At 65.9% G+C, this 16,227-nt stretch carries 10 protein-coding genes; 5 read left to right on the top strand and 5 right to left on the bottom strand.

The genetic code is table 11. The annotated features are described in order from the left end of the window. The first annotated feature begins 55 nt into the window (after positions 1-55). A complete protein-coding gene (locus FME97_RS03605; RefSeq protein ID WP_141427916.1) occupies positions 56-1,993 on the top strand; it encodes a glycoside hydrolase family 97 protein in 1,938 nt (645 codons plus the stop codon). 177 nt (positions 1,994-2,170) lie between these two features. Here FME97_RS03605 and rnr read toward each other — a convergent pair whose 3' ends face one another. The 5 genes from rnr to FME97_RS03580 all read right to left on the bottom strand — a co-directional run bounded on the left by rnr (position 2,171) and on the right by FME97_RS03580 (position 11,096). Further along, positions 2,171-4,465 carry a ribonuclease R gene (rnr, locus tag FME97_RS03600; protein WP_141427915.1) on the bottom strand — a complete coding sequence of 765 codons (2,295 nt, stop codon included), beginning with the start codon at positions 4,463-4,465 and terminating at the stop codon, positions 2,171-2,173. Next, positions 4,462-5,577 (bottom strand): M20 family metallopeptidase, encoded by a 1,116-nt coding sequence (locus FME97_RS03595; protein ID WP_141427914.1) that lies wholly within the window; start codon positions 5,575-5,577, stop codon positions 4,462-4,464. Before FME97_RS03595 ends, rnr begins: the two co-directional genes overlap by 4 nt. 44 nt (positions 5,578-5,621) lie before the next feature. Beyond that, positions 5,622-6,578: a methylenetetrahydrofolate reductase gene (locus tag FME97_RS03590; RefSeq protein WP_141427913.1), complete on the bottom strand. Its 957-nt coding sequence runs from the start codon at positions 6,576-6,578 to the stop codon at positions 5,622-5,624. Further along, positions 6,575-10,195: a methionine synthase gene (gene metH, locus FME97_RS03585; RefSeq protein WP_141427912.1), complete on the bottom strand. Its 3,621-nt coding sequence runs from the start codon at positions 10,193-10,195 to the stop codon at positions 6,575-6,577. Before metH ends, FME97_RS03590 begins: the two co-directional genes overlap by 4 nt. 91 nt (positions 10,196-10,286) lie before the next feature. Next, a complete protein-coding gene (locus FME97_RS03580; RefSeq protein WP_141427911.1) occupies positions 10,287-11,096 on the bottom strand; it encodes a glutaminyl-peptide cyclotransferase in 810 nt (269 codons plus the stop codon). Between the two features lie 134 nt (positions 11,097-11,230). On the opposite strand from FME97_RS03580, the gene FME97_RS03575 reads away from it, so the two are divergent. The 4 genes from FME97_RS03575 to clpX all read left to right on the top strand — a co-directional run bounded on the left by FME97_RS03575 (position 11,231) and on the right by clpX (position 16,218). Beyond that, the gene (locus tag FME97_RS03575) at positions 11,231-12,526 is read left to right on the top strand and encodes an alpha/beta hydrolase family protein (RefSeq protein WP_141427910.1); all 1,296 of its coding nucleotides are present in this window, start codon (positions 11,231-11,233) and stop codon (positions 12,524-12,526) included. Between the two features lie 171 nt (positions 12,527-12,697). Beyond that, positions 12,698-14,023 (top strand): trigger factor, encoded by a 1,326-nt coding sequence (locus tag FME97_RS03570; RefSeq protein WP_141427909.1) that lies wholly within the window; start codon positions 12,698-12,700, stop codon positions 14,021-14,023. Positions 14,024-14,265: 242 nt separating this feature from the next. Further along, on the top strand, positions 14,266-14,937 hold the full coding sequence (gene clpP, locus FME97_RS03565) for an ATP-dependent Clp endopeptidase proteolytic subunit ClpP (RefSeq protein ID WP_141427908.1): 672 nt from the start codon (positions 14,266-14,268) through the stop codon (positions 14,935-14,937). Positions 14,938-14,943: 6 nt separating this feature from the next. After that, positions 14,944-16,218 carry an ATP-dependent Clp protease ATP-binding subunit ClpX gene (gene clpX / locus FME97_RS03560; protein ID WP_141427907.1) on the top strand — a complete coding sequence of 425 codons (1,275 nt, stop codon included), beginning with the start codon at positions 14,944-14,946 and terminating at the stop codon, positions 16,216-16,218. Positions 16,219-16,227 lie beyond the last annotated feature (9 nt).

Below are 16,227 nucleotides of genomic sequence, written 5' to 3'. Positions count from 1 at the left end.
GCCGCCGTGCGGACCGGCGGCGTGAGATTCCGTATGACTACCTAAATTTTACGATATGAAGAAACTGTTGTCAGTCTGCTGCGCATTGCTTCTGGGCGGTGCGGCGCAGGCGAAACCCATCGAAGTCGCGTCGCCCGACGGCCGGCTTCGCCTTACGGTCGAGGTGACCGACCGGATCGACTACACGCTGCGCGACGGCGACGACGCGGTGCTGGGCGGCGAGGGCCTCGCGCTCCGGCTCGCGGACCGCACGCTGGGCGAACGGCCCCGCCTGCGCCGTGTGTCGCGCTCGTCGGCCGACGAGCTGCTGCAACGGATCAACCCCACGAAAAACGCCGGGGTGCGCAATCGCTACAATGCCGTGCGGCTCGACTTCGCGGGCGGCTACGCGCTGGAGTTCCGCCTCTTCGACGAGGGCGCGGCCTACCGTTTCGTGACCTCGCTCCCGGGCGGCATCGACGTCATGGAGGAGCGCGTGCGCTTCACGCTGCCCGAGGGCAGCGAGGCGTGGCTTTCGGAGGTCGGCGGGTTCAACTCGATGTACGAGGAGCCTTACACCCTCCGGCAACTCTCCGCCTTCGGTCCCGACGGCCGTATGACCTACCTTCCGGTGCTGACGGCCGAGCCTTCGGGCCGCAAGGTGCTGCTCGCGGAGTCCGATCTGCGCGACTATCCCTGCATGTTCCTCCGCGGCGACGGCAGGGGAGGCTTCACGGCGACCTTCCCGCGCGTGCCGAAGGAGTACGGGCCCAAAAACGACCGGAGCCTCGAAATCCTTTCGGAGGAGACCTATATCGCCCGGACGGAGGGTGCACGCACGTTCCCGTGGCGGGTGGCCGCCGTGGCGCGCGAAGATGCCGATCTCGTCCGGCAGGAGCTGGTGTGGCTGCTGGCCGAACCGGCCGCCGAGCGGGACTGGAGCTGGGTGCAGCCCGGTTTGGTGAGCTGGGACTGGTGGAACGGCATGCGTCTTACGGGCGTCGATTTCCGCGCCGGACGCAATACGGAGTCCTACCGCCGTTACATCGACTTCGCCGCCGAGTACGGCATTCCCTATATCATCATGGACGAGGGGTGGTCGGCATCTACGACCGACGTGTTCCGCCCCAATCCGAACCTCGACCTCGAGGAGCTGGTCGCCTACGGCGGGCAGCGCGGCGTCCGGATCATACTCTGGCTCACGTGGCTGGCCGTCGAGCGCGACATGGAGCGCCTCTTCGGGCAGCTCGAGGAGTGGGGCATTGCGGGCGTGAAGATCGACTTCATGGACCGCAGCGATCAGTGGATGGTCTCCTATTACGAGCGCGTGACGCGCTGCGCCGCGGAACACCGCCTGCTGGTGGACTGGCACGGCTCCTACACTCCGAAGGGGCTTTTCCGGACCTACCCCAACCTCGTCAATTACGAGGGTGTGCTCGGCATGGAGCAGGGGGCGCGCTGCCAGCCCGAGAACAGCAACCTGCTGCCGTTCATCCGCAACGCCGTGGGGCCGATGGACTTCACGCCCGGCGCGATGCTCTCCGCGCAGCCCGAGGAGAACCGTTCGACCAACTCCAATCCGATGGGATCGGGAACCCGGGCCTACCAGTTGGCGCTGTACGTGCTCTTCGAGGCTCCGTTGCAGATGCTCGCCGACAGCCCCATGGCCTATGAACGCGAGCGGCCTTCGGCGGAGTTCATCGCCTCGGTTCCTACGACGTGGGACGAACTGCGCGTCCTGCATGCCGTGTGCGGCAAACAGCTCGTCGTGGCGCGCCGCAAGGGGGTGAAGTGGTACGTCGGCGGATTCACGAACAACGAACCTTTCGAGACGGAGATCGCGCTGGATTTCCTGCCCGCGGGCCGCAAGTTCCGCATGACCTCGTTCGAGGACGGCGTGAATGCCGATCTCCAGGCCATGGATTACAGGCGCCGCGTCCGCATCGTCGATGCCTCGACGCGGATTCCCGTGAAGATGGTGCGCAATGGCGGCTGGGCCGCCGTGATCGAGTAGGCCCGCCGGGTCTCCGGGCGGCCGGGTCCTCCGGAAACCGATCGCCCCTGCCACACGATTGTGGCAGGGGCGATCGCCGTTTTCGGGACATCCGGATATTTGTCCGGCATACGCCGTGCGGTTCCGGAATGCGCTGCGTTCTTCGGGGCGTTCCCTCAAGCCTTTCCGGCCGAAGGCCTACCTCCCTTTCCGGCGCGACGAGCGGTGCGATCCGCTGCCGTTCCGGCCGCGTGACCCGGCCCCGTTCCCGCCGGCGGTGTGGCTGCCGCGCGACCCGTGGAAATCGGGGTCTCCGCCCTTGTGCCGGGCCGGGGCTCCGGGCAGCAGCAGCTCGAAGTCGAGCTGCCGCTTCTGCAAGTCGGCGCGCTTGACGCGGATGCGCACGGCGTCGCCCAGCGTGAGGCGGCGGCCCGTGGCGCGGCCGACGATCTCGTAGGTCGTCTCCTCGAAGGAGAAGTAGTCGCCTTCGATGTCCCGCAGGAACGACATGCCCTCGATGTGCGTCTCGTCCAGCTCCACATAGACGCCCCACTCCGTGAGGCCCGAGATGTGGCCCTCGAACTCCTCGCCGATGTGCTCCTTCATGAATTCGACCATCTTGTATTTGATCGAGGCGCGTTCGGCCTCCGCGGCGATCACCTCGCGGTCCGACGCCCGTTCGCACAGGGCGTCGATTTCGGCCTTGTCCGCCGATTTGCCCCCGGCGAGGTAGTGCGCCAGCAGGCGGTGCACCATCATGTCGGGATAGCGGCGGATGGGCGACGTGAAGTGCGTGTAGCAGGGAAACGCCAGTCCGTAGTGGCCGATGTTGTCGGTCGAGTAGTAGGCTTTGGCCATGGCGCGCACGGCCATCGTCGAAACGGCGTTCTCCTCGGTCGAACCCTTGATCTGCGCGAAGAGCTTGTTCATCTCCCTGGCGACGGCGCGGCCTTTCGAGGCTTTGAAGACGTGGCCGAAGCGGAGGATGAACTGCCGGAACCGGTCGAGCTTCTCCTCGCTCGGGGTGTCGTGCACGCGATAGACCATCGTGCGCGGCACGGCGCGGCCCTTTTCGCTGCGGCGGTGGCTGCAGAACTCCGCCACGCGGCGGTTGGCCAGCAGCATGAACTCCTCGATCATCTGGTTCGATTCCTTCTGCTCCTTGAAGTAGATGCCCAGCGGCCTGCCGTTCTCGTCGAGCCGGAATTTCACCTCCTCGCGGTCGAACGAGATCGCGCCGTTGCGGAACCGCTGGCGGCGCAGTCCCTGGGCCAGCCGGTTGAGCGTCAGAATCTCCTCGGCGTAGTCGCCGCGGCCCGTCTCGATCACCTCCTGCGCCTCGGCGTAGGTGAAGCGGCGGTCGGAGTGGATCACCGTGCGGCCGAACCATTCGTCGAGAATCTCGAGGTTCTCGTCGAGCGTGAAGACCGCCGAGAAACAGAGACTCGTCTCGTTGGGGCGCAGCGAGCAGAGTTCGTTCGAGAGCCGCTCGGGCAGCATCGGCACGGTGCGGTCCACCAGATAGACCGACGTGCCGCGCTCTACGGCTTCGTCGTCGATCGTCGAGTGCGGGCGGACGTAGTGCGTGACGTCGGCGATGTGCACGCCGATCTCCCACACGCCGTCGCGCACCCTGCGCACCGACAGCGCGTCGTCGAAGTCCTTGGCGTCGGCCGGGTCCACGGTGAAGGTCACCGTGTCGCGGAAGTCGCGCCGCGAGGCGATCTCCCCGGCCGTGATCCGGGCGTCGATGGCCCCGGCAGCCCGCTCGACCTCCTCTTCGAAGCGGTAGGGGAGTTCGTATTCGGCCAGAATGGCGTGCATCTCCGTATCGTTGTTGCCGGCCATGCCCAGCCGCTCGACCAGCTCGCCCACGGGGCTTTTGCTGCCCGGCTGCCAGTCGGCGATGCGCACCACGACCTTCTCGCCGTCGCGGATGTCGGGGCACGTGCGTTTCGACAGGTAGATGTCCATGGGCATCCGGCGCGAGTCGGCGCGCACGAAGATCTGGTGCGCGCCCACCTCCGCCACACCCACGTAGGGCTTGCGGTTGCGTTCGACGATGCGCGTGACCTGGCCTTCGAGTTTCCCGTCGCGGCCGCGGTGCATCACGGCCACCTCCACGCGGTCGCCGTCGAGGGCGTTGGAGGCGTTGCGCTGATTGACGAAAATATCGTTTTCGAGCCCTTCGACCCGCACGTACACCGCGCCCGAGGAGGTCATGTCGGCCACGCCCTCGTAGTGGGGCAGGTGCTTCTGCGTGAGGCGGTACTTCTCCCGTGCGCACTCCTCGACGATCCCCTCCTCGAAGAGCCGCCCGAGGATTTCGAGCGTCTCGCGGCGGCCCTCCTTCGAGGCGCCTCCCGAGGCCGAGGCCAGGTGCTTGAGCGAGAACTTGTTGTTGGGAGCCTCGCGGAAAAGATTCAGTATCACGGACGTCCGGTCCGTCTTCGCCGCGCTTCGCTGAGTGCGGCGGGTGTTTTGCTTTTTCATTGTCTGTTGAGTATTTGCAACGCCAGGCGGCCCATGAAGCCGATGCCCGCGTCGATGGCCCCCTCGTCGGGGGAAAATGAGGGCGTGTGAGGGCGTCCTGCGGCGGCGCCCACCCCCAGCCGGTAGAACAGCGACGGATAGACGCGGCAGTAGAACCCGAAATCCTCGGCCGTGGTGCGCAGCGGGAGCATCTCGACCTTCAGCCCCGTCTCTTGGGCCAGCGCCACGGCCCGTTTGACGAGGATTTCGTCGTTCACCACGCACGGATAGCCGCGGCCGATCCCGACGTCGGTGCGCACGCCGTGGCGTTTGTCGATGTCCGCGGCGATGTTGGCGATGCGGCGGTGGATGATTTCGCGCTCGCGTTCGTCGAAGGTGCGCAGCGTGCCCTCCATGTACAGTTCGTCGGGCACGACGTTCGTCGCCCCGTCGGCCTGCACGCGGCCCACCGAAAGCACGCACTCCTCGCCGTTGAGCGCGACGAGGCGCGTCAGCAGCTCGGCGCCCGCCGCCACGGGGTCCCTGAGCTGGCTGCGCAGCGCGCCGTGGCCGCCCGTGCCGCGGACCCGGAGGCGCAGCTCGTCGCTCGCGGCCATGTACTTCCCGGCGCGGAATCCCAGCGTGCCGACTTCGAGCTGCGGCTCCACGTGCTCGCCGATCACCGCCCGGATGTCGTACTCCCCGAACGGGTCCTCGGCCAGCACCAGCGAGGCGCCCCCGGGGTTGCACTCCTCGCCGGGCTGGAACAGCCCGAGGAGCGTGCCGCTGAAGTCGGGATCGGCGGCCAGGCGTTGCAGGACGCCGAAGAGCACCGCCGCGTGCACGTCGTGTCCGCAGGCGTGCATCACTCCTGCGTTCCGGGAGCTGTACGCCAATCCGGTCCGCTCGGCGATCGGCAGGGCGTCGATGTCGGCGCGCAGCACCACGGCCCGCCGGTCGCCCGGCGTCGTCCTGCGTCCCGGGATGCGTGCCAGAATGCCCGTCCGGGCTATCGTGCGGTGTTCGATGCCCAGCTCTGCGAGCTGTTCTGCGATGAATGCCGCCGTGCCGTCCTCCCGGAACGAGAGTTCGGGATGCGCGTGCAGCCGGCGGCGGAATTCGACGGGTGTCATTTCGTATCGGTTTGGTCTGTCGTCTCTTTTGCGGCCGGACCCTCTCAGAAGAGGGCCTTCACGATCTGCTGGATGTTGGTCGTGCGGCTCATCGTATAGTAGTGGAGCACGGGGACGCCTGCGGCCATCAGTTCGCGGCTTTGGGCGACGGTCCACTCCACGCCCACTTCGCGCACGTGCTCCGGGTGCGCCTTCGCTTCGCGGACCAGCTCCTCGGGCAGCGTCACGGCGAAGGTTTCGGGCAGCACCTCCAGGTGACGCAGCGTCGAGATCGGCTTGAGGCCCGGGATGATCGGCACGGCGATGCCCGCCTCGCGGCAGCGGCGCACGAAGTCGAAGTAGCGGCTGTTGTCGAAGAACATCTGCGTTATGACGTACTCCGCCCCGGCGTCGATCTTCTCCCTGAGGTGGCGGATGTCGCTCGTCACGTCGCGGGCCTCGAAATGCACTTCGGGGTAGCCGGCCACGCCGATCGAGAATTTCGAGTGGTGGCACTCCTCCACTTCGCCGTCCACGAACTCCCCGCGGTTCATCGCCGCGATCTGCCGCACGAGGTCCGCCGCGTGGGCGTGTCCCTGCGGGTGGGGCATGAACCGCCGTTCGTTCTGCGACCGGTCGCCGCGCAGCGCCAGCACGTTGTGCAGCCCGAGGAAATCCATGTCGATGAGCGTGTCCTCGATGTCGTATTTCGAGAGGCCCCCGCAGATCAGGTGCGGGACCACCTCCACGCCGTAACGGTGCTGGATGGCGGCCGAGATACCCACCGTGCCGGGACGGCGGCGCACGACGTGCCATTCGATGCCGCCGTCCGGGAGCGCGGTCTCCTTGATACCCTCGCGGTGGTAGGTGATGTTGATATAGGCCGGGTCGAAGGGCATCAGCGGGTCGATGGCCGCGAAAATCTTCTGCATCCCGTCCCCCTTGAGCGGCGGCAGCAGCTCGAAGGCGAACCGGGTGCGTCCGGCGGCGATGGCTTCGTTTATGATCTCTGGTACGTTCATCGGATGTTGTTCGGAATGATTTTTTTCACTTCCCCGGCCTCCATGCCCCTGCGGCGGGCGTAGTCCAGGAGTTGTTCTGCGTCGATCCGGCCCACGGAGAAGTACTCCGCGTCGGCGAAGAACAGTCCGCAGAGCGCCTCGCCCGGGGAGATCATCCAGTTCTCCGTCAGGCGCATCCCCGTCGTGATCTCCACCGCGAGCAGGTCGAAGACCTCCCGTTTGAGCGAGTGGTCGGGCGAGGCGGGATAGCCGAAGGCCATGCGGCGGCCCCGGTATTCGCCGCGGACGATCTGCCCGGGAGGGAGCGGGTCGCCCTGTTCGTAGCCCCACATTTGCCGCCGCACGAAGGCGTGCACGGCCTCGGCGAAAGCCTCCGTCAGGCGGTCGGCCAGCAGCTTGGCCATGATCGCCGAATAGTCGTCGCCCTCCGCGCGGAACCGCTCCGCGAGCTCTTTCAGCCCGATGCCGGCCGTCACGGCGAAACAGCCGATCCAGTCCCCTTCCGGAGCGATGAAGTCCGCCAGCGAGCGGTTCTCCTCGCCGCGCGTCTGGTTGCGGAGCATCGCCAGGGTCCGTTCGCGCCCCTTGCTGTCCGTCACCCGGATGTCGTCGCCCTCCGCACGGGCGGGGAAGATGCCCGCGACGGCCTGCAACGTCAGCAGCCGTTCGTCGCGGATGCGCGCCAGCAGCGCCTGCGCGTCGTCGAAGAGCCTGCGCGCCTCGGGCCCCTGTTCGGGGTGGTCCAGAATCTCCGGGTAGCGGCCCTTCATGCCCCAGGCGGGGAAGAAGAAGTTCCAGTCGATGTAGGGTTCGACGTCGGCCACGTCGTAGTCGGGGAAGACCATCCGCCCCGGGTGGAGCGGCCGCACGGGACGGTGCGGCGCGGTGCGGCGGGCGTTCCTGCGCGCCTCGGCGATCGGAATGAGTTCGCGCGCGGCCTCCCGCCGGAGGTATTCGCCGCGCAGGGTCTCCTGCCCGGCCTTCACGACGGCGGCATACCGCTCGCCGCCGGGACCGAGCAGCCGTGCGAGGATCTGGCTGTTGCGGCTGGCGTTCGCCGAGTGGACCACGACGCCCGAATAGACCGGGGCGATCCGGACCGCCGTGTGGAGGTCCGAGGTCGTCGCGCCGCCGATGATGACCGGAATGCGCAGCCTGCGGCGCTCCAGCTCCTCGCAGACGTGCGCCATTTCGTCGAGCGACGGGGTGATCAGTCCGCTCAGGCAGATGCACTGCGCGCCCCATGCCACGGCTTCGTCCACGATGCGTTCCGATTCGACCATCACGCCCAGGTCGCGGATTTCGTAGCCGTTGCAGGCCATCACCACCGAGACGATGTTCTTGCCGATGTCGTGCACGTCGCCCTTGACCGTGGCGATGAGCACCTTGCCGGCGCTGTGCGGCGTCTGTTCCGCTCCTCGTTCGATGTAGGGCGTCAGCGCCGCCACGGCGCGCTTCATCACGCGGGCGGTCTTCACTACCTGCGGCAGGAACATTTTCCCCTCGCCGAAGAGGGCTCCGACCCGCTCCATCGCGGGCATCAGCAGCGTGTCGATCACCGCCATCGGGCTTCCCAGCGTTTCGTAACCCTCCAGTGCGTCCTGTTCCACGTAGTCGGCCACGCCCTTGAGCATCGCGTGCCCGATACGCTCCTCGAGCGTCCCCGCACGCCATGCGTCGGGAGCCTGCGGCTGTGCCTGGGCCGTCTGCTGCACCTCGTGGGCGTACTCCGTGAGCCGCTCCGCGGCGTCGGCCCGGCGGCAGAGGATCACGTCCTCGACGCGGCAGAGCAGTTCGGGTTCGATCTCGCTGTAAACGCGGAGCATCTGCGGATTGACGATGCCCATGTCCATTCCGGCCCGGATGGCGTGGTAGAGGAACGCCGAGTGCATCGCCTCGCGCACGGCGTTGTTGCCGCGGAAGGCGAACGAGAGGTTCGACACCCCGCCCGAGACCTTCGCGTGGGGGAGGTGCTCCTTGATCCAGCGCGTCGCGTCGATGAAGGCTTTGGCATAGCCGTCGTGTTCGGGGATTCCCGTGGCCACGGCCAGCACGTTGGGGTCGAATACGATGTCTTCGGGCGGGAATCCGTCGCCGGTGAGCAGCGCGTAGGCCCGTTCGGCCACTTCCGTCTTGCGCTCGAAGGTGTCGGCCTGCCCCCGCTCGTCGAAAAGCATCACCACCGCGGCGGCGCCGTAGCGGCGGATCTCCCGGGCGCGGCGCAGAAATTCCGCCTCGCCCTCCTTGAGCGAGATGGAGTTCACCACGGCCTTGCCCTGCGTCGCCTCCAGCCCGGCCTGCAACACCTCCCACTTCGACGAGTCGATCATCACCGGCACGCGGGCGATCTCGGGCTCCGAGGCCATCAGGTTGAGGAACGTACGCATGGCCTGCGGACCGTCGATCAGGCCGTCGTCCATGCAGACGTCCACGATCTGCGCCCCGGCCTCGACCTGCGCGCGGGCCACCGAGAGCGCCTCCTCGTAGTTGCCTTCGCGCACGAGGCGGGCGAAGCGGGCCGATCCGGCGACGTTCGTGCGTTCGCCGACGTTGATGAAGTTCGCCTCGGGGACGATCCGCAGCGGCTCCAGACCGCTCAGCACCGTTTCGTGCCGCGGTGCGGGCAGCGGCCGCGGGGCGTAGCCGCCGACGATCTTCGACAGTTCGAAAATGTGCGCCGGCGTCGTGCCGCAGCAGCCTCCCACGATATTGACCAGCCCGCGGCGCATGTATTCGCCCACGTCCTCGGCGAACATCGCGGGGGTCTCGTCGTAGCCGCCCATGACGTTCGGCAGGCCGGCGTTGGGGTGCGCCGAGACGCGCACGCCGGCCACGGCGGCGAGCCGTTCGAGGTAGGGGAGCAGTTGTCTGGCTCCGTAGGCGCAGTTGAGCCCCACGGAGAGCAGGTGCGCGTGCGACACGGAGACGGCGAAGGCTTCGACGGTCTGTCCCGAGAGGGTGCGGCCGCTGGCGTCGGCCAGCGTGCCGGAGACCATGACGGGAACCCGTTGCCCCCGTTCGGCGCAGAGGGTGTCGATGGCGTAGAGGGCCGCCTTGGCGTTGAGCGTGTCGAAGACGGTCTCGATCAGCAGGATGTCCGCGCCGCCGTCCAGCAGGCCCCGCGCCTGCTCCGTGTAGGCTTCGGCGAGCCGGCGGAACGTCACTTCGCGCGCCGCGGGGTCCGCCACGTCGGCCGACATCGAGGCGGTGCGGTTCGTCGGGCCCATCGAGCCGGCCACGAACCGCGGCTTGAGCGGGTTGCGCTCCGTGAAGGCGTCCGCCGCCCGGCGGGCCACGGCGGCCGCGGCCTTCGAAATCTCGTAGGCCAGTCCCTCCAGGCGGTAGTCGGCCAGCGACACGGCGTTGGCGTTGAACGAGTCGGTCGTGATGATGTCGGCCCCGGCCCGAAGGTATTTTTCGTGAATCTCGCGCACCGTGTCGGGGCGGGTCAGCGCAAGCAGGTCGTTGCACCCCTTGAGCTGCACCTCCCAGCGGCGGAACCGCTCTCCGCGGTACTCCTCCTCGCCGAGGCCGTAGCTCTGCACCATCGTGCCGAATCCGCCGTCGAGCAGCAGGATGCGCTCGTCGAGGCAGTCGTATAGTTTGTTGCTTGTCATGTTCCGTTTCCGTGTTTTTTTCGCTGTCCGGCGGCGTCCGTGCGCATCGGCTCTCCGCAGCGGCGGCCGTCCGCGGCCGCATCCGTGCGGCCTATTGGCGGACGAGCTCGATCTCGAAGAGTTTGCTCCAGTTCTTGCCCGTGAGGAAGATGCGGCCCGTGGCAGCGTCGTAGGCGATGCCGTTCAGCACGTCGGTTCCGGGCGTGCGGTCTTCGTCGGGCAGCAGTCCCCGCAGATCGACGATCCCCTCCACGCGGCCCGTCGCCGGGTCGATGATGACGATCTGGTCGGTCGTGTAAACGTTGGCCCAGATGCGGCCGTCGATCCACTCCAGCTCGTTGAGCAGCTCCACGGGTTCGCCCCGGAGCGTGACGGTCGTGCGCCTTTCGCGGCGGAACGTCGCCGGGTCGATCGTGTAGAGATTCGCCGTGCCGTCGGTCATGTAGAGTTTCTCGCCGTCGGTCGTCAGCCCCCACCCCTCGCCGGCGTAGCGGTGGTCGCGTAGCCCGGTGCGTTTCTCCGGGTCGTAAACGTGGGCCGTGTTCGACTGCCAGGTGAGCTGGAACAGTTCGCCGCCGACGAGCGCGATGCCTTCGCCGAACTCCGAGCGGGGGAGCCGGAAGAGCACCTCCGTGTGTCCCGTCGCCAGGTCGGTCCGCTGCACGACCGACTGCCCGTACTGCCCCATGCCTTCCCACAGCAGTCCTTCGGCGAAGAACAGCCCCTGCGTGTAGGCCGAGGTCGAATGGGGATGGACCGCCTTCACGCGGTAGGTGTAGTGGACGGGTTCGGCCGCCGCGGCCGTGCGCGTCGCGTCCCCGGCGCGTCCGGTGCGGGCCGCGGAGCCGCCGCAGGAAGCCAGCAGCAGCGCGGCGGCGAGCAGATATGCGGTTCTGTTCATGTATGCGATGGAGAATAATCGTGCAAAGATACGTTTTTTGCGGCATAGTTCCGCGCCGGAGCTGCATATTTGTATTGCGAAGCGGTGAATTTTACCTATCTTTGTCCGTTCAAACCTTTGATCCGAACGATACTATGTGGAAACGACTGACTCTTTTGTGTCTCCTGTTCGCGACGGTCTCCCTCGCGGCGTCGGGAGCCGACGGCGGCCGGGTCGGGCAGCGCATCGCCGCGCTCGAAGGCGTCGAGGAGACGAAAGCCCTGCCGGCGGGCGAGTTCGCCGGGAAGTACGAGGTGATGCTGACGCAGCCGCTCGACTGGCGCCATCCCGAGCGGGGGAGCTTCCTGCAGCGCGTGGTGGTGATGCACGTCGGATGGGACCGTCCCACGGTGCTCATCACGCAGGGTTACGACGCCAACTTCGCGCTGCCCGAGAAGTACCGCGACGAGCTGTCGGAGCTTTTCGATACGAACATCGTCTTCGTCGAGCACCGCTATTTCGACCGCTCGACTCCCGAGCCGCTGGACTGGCGCTACCTGACGGCCGAGAATTCGGCCTGCGACCTGCATCGCATCCGGACGCTCTTCGGCGAGCTGTACCCCGGCAAGTGGATCGCCTCGGGCATCAGCAAGGGCGGCACGACGACGATGCTCTATGCGGCCTATTTCCCCGGTGACGTGGATATTTACGTGCCCTACGTGGGCCCGGTGTGCCATGCCGTGGAGGACAAGCGCTTCGCGCCGTTCCTCGCGCAGGTCGGCACGGCGGAGAGCCGCGCCGCTGTCCGGGAGTTTCAGCGGGAGGTTTTCCGCCGCAAGGCCGACCTGATGCCCGGTTTCCGCGCGGTCTGCGAGCAGAAGGGTTACGCGTTCCGGGTCCCCGTGGAGGAGATTTTCGACTACTGCACCCTGGAGCTGGGGTTCTCCCTGTGGCAGTGGGGATTCGATCCGGAGAAGCTCCCTTCGGCGGAGGCTTCCGACGAGGAGGTGCTCGATTTCCTCGTGGCCAATGCCGGACCCGACTACTTCTCCTCCGGCAACGCGCAGGCGCCCTTCTTCGTGCAGGCGGCCCGCGAGCTGGGCTACTATCCCTACGATGCCGAGCCGTTCCGCGAGTACACGTCGGTCGATACGCGGGACTACCTGCGCCGGCTGTTTCTGCCCGAGGAACTGCGGGGTACGAAGTTCTCGAAGAAACTCGGCCGCAAGATCACCCGCTACCTGAAGAGGAACGACCCGCGGATGATCTTCATTTACGGCGGCGACGATCCGTGGACGGCTCCCGGCGCGGCGTGGGCCGCGACGCCCGGCAAGCGCAACATGAAGGCCTTCGTGCAGCCCGGCGGCAGTCACCGCACGCGGATCGCCACGCTGCCCGACTCGATGCGCCGCGAGGCTGTCGCCACGCTGCGCGGCTGGCTCGCGGAGTAGCGGCGCGCCGTCGCCCCCGGCGGGGATTCCCCGCAGCGGCCTTCCGCCCGGTGCGCGGCGCGGAGAGGCGGAGGAAAATATTTGTCGGATTCGCATTGCCGTTAATTCTTTATTTTGTATCTTTGCAGGCCGATTCCGAGAGGTAAGAAACAAAATAACAACCGATTCAATATGAATATCGTAAGAGAACAACGCGAGCAGAACACCTCGCTCATCAAGGTTACGGTGGGCGAGCAGGATTATGCGCAGGAGGTCGACAAGGCGCTGCGCGAGTACAAGCGCAAGGCCAACGTCCCGGGTTTCCGTCCGGGCATGGTTCCGATGAGCCTCATCAGGAAAATGTACGGCAAGGGCGTGCTGGCCGAGCAGTCGTACCGCAAGGCGTCGAACTCCGTCTTCGAATACCTCCAGAAGGAGAACATCGACTACCTGGGCGACGTCATCCCTTCCGAGGAGCAGGGCGACTTCGATTTCGAGAACGGAACCGAGTTCGAGTTCGTGTTCGAGATCGGCGAGGCTCCCGAGATCAAGCTGGAGCTTTCGGACAAGGACAAGCTGACCTACCATAAGATCAAGGTGGACAAGAAGATGCACGAGGACTACCGCTCGAACTTCCTGCGCCGCTTCGGCCGTCTGGTGGACGCCGAGAAGGTCTCTTCGGACGAGGCGCTGACCGTGACGCTCGACAACGGCGAAATGAAGGTCGAGGACGCTTACGTGGGGCTGATCTCCATGTCGGAGGAGGAGCGCAAGCCCTTCGTCGGCAAGAAGGTGGGCTTCAAGACGAAGGTGAACGTCAATGAGCTCTACAAGAACCCTTCGCAGCGCGCCGCCTGCCTTCAGGTCAAGGAGCACGAGCTGGAGGGCATCAACCCCGAGTTCGAACTGGAGATCACCAAGATCCGCAAGTTCGCCGAGCCGGAGCTCAACGAGGAGTTCTTCAAGATGGCTTTCCCCGCGGGCAACGTCAAGACGGCCGAGGAGTTCGAGAAGTTCATCGACGCCCAAATCGAGTCGGAGCTGCGCCGCGAGAGCGACTACCTCTTTACGCTCGAGGTGCGCAACTACCTGGTCAAGAAGGCCGACCTGAAGATGCCCGAGGCGTTCCTCAAGCGCTGGCTCTACACCATCAACGAGGGCAAGTTCACGATGGAGGAGATCGAGAAGGATTTCGACCAGTTCCTCAAGATGTTCACGTGGAATTACCTCCAGAAGCACTTCATCAAGGCCGACAACCTCTCAGTGAGCAAGGAGGAGGCCGAGGCCGAAGCCAAGGCGCTGGCCGCCGCGCAGTTCGCGCAGTACGGCATGCCGTCGGCTCCCGAGGACATGCTCGCCGGCTACGCAGGGAAGATTCTCGCCGACAAGGAGCAGGGGCAGAAGATTTACGAGAAGCTCTACGAGACGAAGGTCGTCGAGGACGTGAAGTCGAAGGTCAAGGTGACGGAGAAGTCCGTCTCCGCCGACGATTTCGCCAAGCTGGCGCAGGCGCTTTAGCACGGGGCCGCCGGTCTCTCCCGCGGCCGGAAACAGGCTGCCGGAGCCGTGCTTTCGGGGGGGGGATACCCGGCGACAGGGCGGTTTCCGCCCTCTTTCCGGGCCGGAAAAACAGCGATAAAACGGCGGAATGATGACTGCATTCGCAAAAAGGCTCGGAACTCTGCGAAAAAATACCTATCTTTGGACTTTGCAGGCTTGAAGTTTGCAAAGTCCTTTTTTTGACTGAAAACGAAATTGACATGACTTCCGAATTTGAAAAATACGCCCGGCTGCACTGCGGCATCGGCTCGCTCAGGCTGCACGATTTCCGCTCGGCGAGCGCCGCATACGTCTCGCCGACGATCATCGAGGAGCGGCAGCTCAACGTCGCCACGATGGACGTCTTCTCGCGTCTGATGATGGACCGCATCATCTTCCTCGGCGCCCCGATCTACGACGATGCGGCCAATATCATTCAGGCGCAGTTGCTGTTCCTCGAGTCGGTCGATCCGGAGAAGGACATCCAGATCTATATCAACTCGCCCGGCGGGTCCGTCTCGGCCGGGCTGGGCATCTACGACACGATGCAGTTGGTCAGCTCCGACGTGGCGACCATCTGCACGGGCCTCGCGGCTTCGATGGGCGCCGTGTTGCTCGCGGCGGGCGCCAAGGGCAAGCGTTCGGCGCTGCCGCACTCGCGGGTGATGATCCATCAGCCGCTGGGCGGGGCGCAGGGGCAGGCCTCGGACATCGAGATCACGGCCCGCGAAATCCTGAAGACCAAACGCGAGCTGTATGAGATCCTCGCGGCGCATTCGGGTGTCTCGATCCGCAAGATCGAGAAGGACGCCGACCGCGACCACTGGCTGTCGGCCAGGGAGGCCAAGGAGTACGGCCTGATCGACGAAGTGCTCTCCAAACGCGAAAAGTAACCTTGCATGGCACAGAATAAAAACGGCAACAACAATGCCTCCCGCGGCGGCGACAACTGCTCGTTCTGCGGCGCCCGGCGCTCGGAGGTGGAGATCATGTTCCAGGGAGCGAACGGCGCCTCGATCTGCAACAAGTGCATCGAGAACGGCTACAAGATCATGCTCGACAACGACATCGTTCCGGGACGGCAGCGCGCCGCCGCGGCTCCGCTCAGGATGGAGGAGCTGCTCAAACCGGCCGAGATCAAGGCGTTCCTCGACCAGTACGTCATCGGGCAGGACGCGGCGAAGCGCTACATGTCCGTGGCGGTTTACAACCACTACAAGCGGCTCATGTACGCCCCGAAGGAGAACGAGGTGGAGCTCGACAAGTCGAATATCGTCCTGGTGGGGCCCACGGGCACGGGCAAGACGCTCATGGCCCGCACGATCGCCCGGCTGCTGAAGGTTCCCTTCACGATCGTCGATGCGACGGTCCTCACGGAGGCGGGCTATGTGGGCGAGGACGTCGAGAGCATCCTCTCGCGGCTGTTGCAGGTGGCCGACTACGACGTGGCGCAGGCCGAGCGCGGCATCGTCTTCATCGACGAGATCGACAAGATCGCCCGCAAGGGCGACAACCCCTCCATCACGCGCGACGTCTCGGGCGAAGGCGTGCAGCAGGCGCTGCTCAAGATTCTCGAAGGCACGGTGGTGAACGTCCCGCCCCAGGGCGGCCGCAAGCATCCCGAGCAGAAATTCGTCCAGGTCGATACGCGCAACATCCTCTTCATCTGCGGCGGCGCGTTCGACGGGATCGAGAAACGCATCGCCCAGCGGCTCAATACGCGCGCCATGGGCTACGGACGGCTCAATGCCGATCCGATCGACCGCGGCAACCTGATGCAGTACGTCACGCCGCAGGACCTCCGGTCGTTCGGGCTGATTCCCGAGCTGGTGGGCCGTCTTCCGGTGCTGACCTACATGCAGCCGCTCGACAAGGCGGCGCTGCGTTCGATCCTCACGGAGCCGAAGAACGCCATCGTCAAGCAGTACGTGCGGCTCTTCGAGCTGGACGGCGTGGAGCTTACCTTCGACGAGGAGGTGCTCGACTACATCGTGGACAAGGCCGTCGAGTTCAAGCTCGGCGCCCGCGGCCTGCGTTCGATCTGCGAGGCGATCATGATGGACACCATGTTCGAGCTGCCTTCGACCGACACGCGGAAATTCACCGTTTCGCTGCCTTACGCCCGGAAGAAGGTCGAGAAGGCGAACATGCGGGAGCTCAAGCAGGTGGGATGACGCCCCGGG

The organism is Alistipes dispar (assembly GCF_006542685.1).
GTDB classification, from domain to species: Bacteria; Bacteroidota; Bacteroidia; order Bacteroidales; family Rikenellaceae; genus Alistipes; species Alistipes dispar.
This window is presented reverse-complemented; position numbering and strand designations above follow the sequence as displayed.

Bases quoted from the DNA above. Each gene is read 5' to 3' on its own strand.
- FME97_RS03570 (WP_141427909.1), top strand. From the start codon at position 12,698: ATGAATATCGTAAGAGAACAACGCGAGCAGAACACCTCGCTCATCAAG.
- FME97_RS03605 (WP_141427916.1), top strand. From the start codon at position 56: ATGAAGAAACTGTTGTCAGTCTGCTGCGCATTGCTTCTGGGCGGTGCG.
- clpP (WP_141427908.1), top strand. From the start codon at position 14,266: ATGACTTCCGAATTTGAAAAATACGCCCGGCTGCACTGCGGCATCGGC.
- FME97_RS03575 (WP_141427910.1), top strand. From the start codon at position 11,231: ATGTGGAAACGACTGACTCTTTTGTGTCTCCTGTTCGCGACGGTCTCC.
- rnr (WP_141427915.1), bottom strand. From the start codon at position 4,465: ATGAAAAAGCAAAACACCCGCCGCACTCAGCGAAGCGCGGCGAAGACG.
- FME97_RS03590 (WP_141427913.1), bottom strand. From the start codon at position 6,578: ATGAACGTACCAGAGATCATAAACGAAGCCATCGCCGCCGGACGCACC.
- FME97_RS03580 (WP_141427911.1), bottom strand. From the start codon at position 11,096: ATGAACAGAACCGCATATCTGCTCGCCGCCGCGCTGCTGCTGGCTTCC.
- clpX (WP_141427907.1), top strand. From the start codon at position 14,944: ATGGCACAGAATAAAAACGGCAACAACAATGCCTCCCGCGGCGGCGAC.
- metH (WP_141427912.1), bottom strand. From the start codon at position 10,195: ATGACAAGCAACAAACTATACGACTGCCTCGACGAGCGCATCCTGCTG.
- FME97_RS03595 (WP_141427914.1), bottom strand. From the start codon at position 5,577: ATGACACCCGTCGAATTCCGCCGCCGGCTGCACGCGCATCCCGAACTC.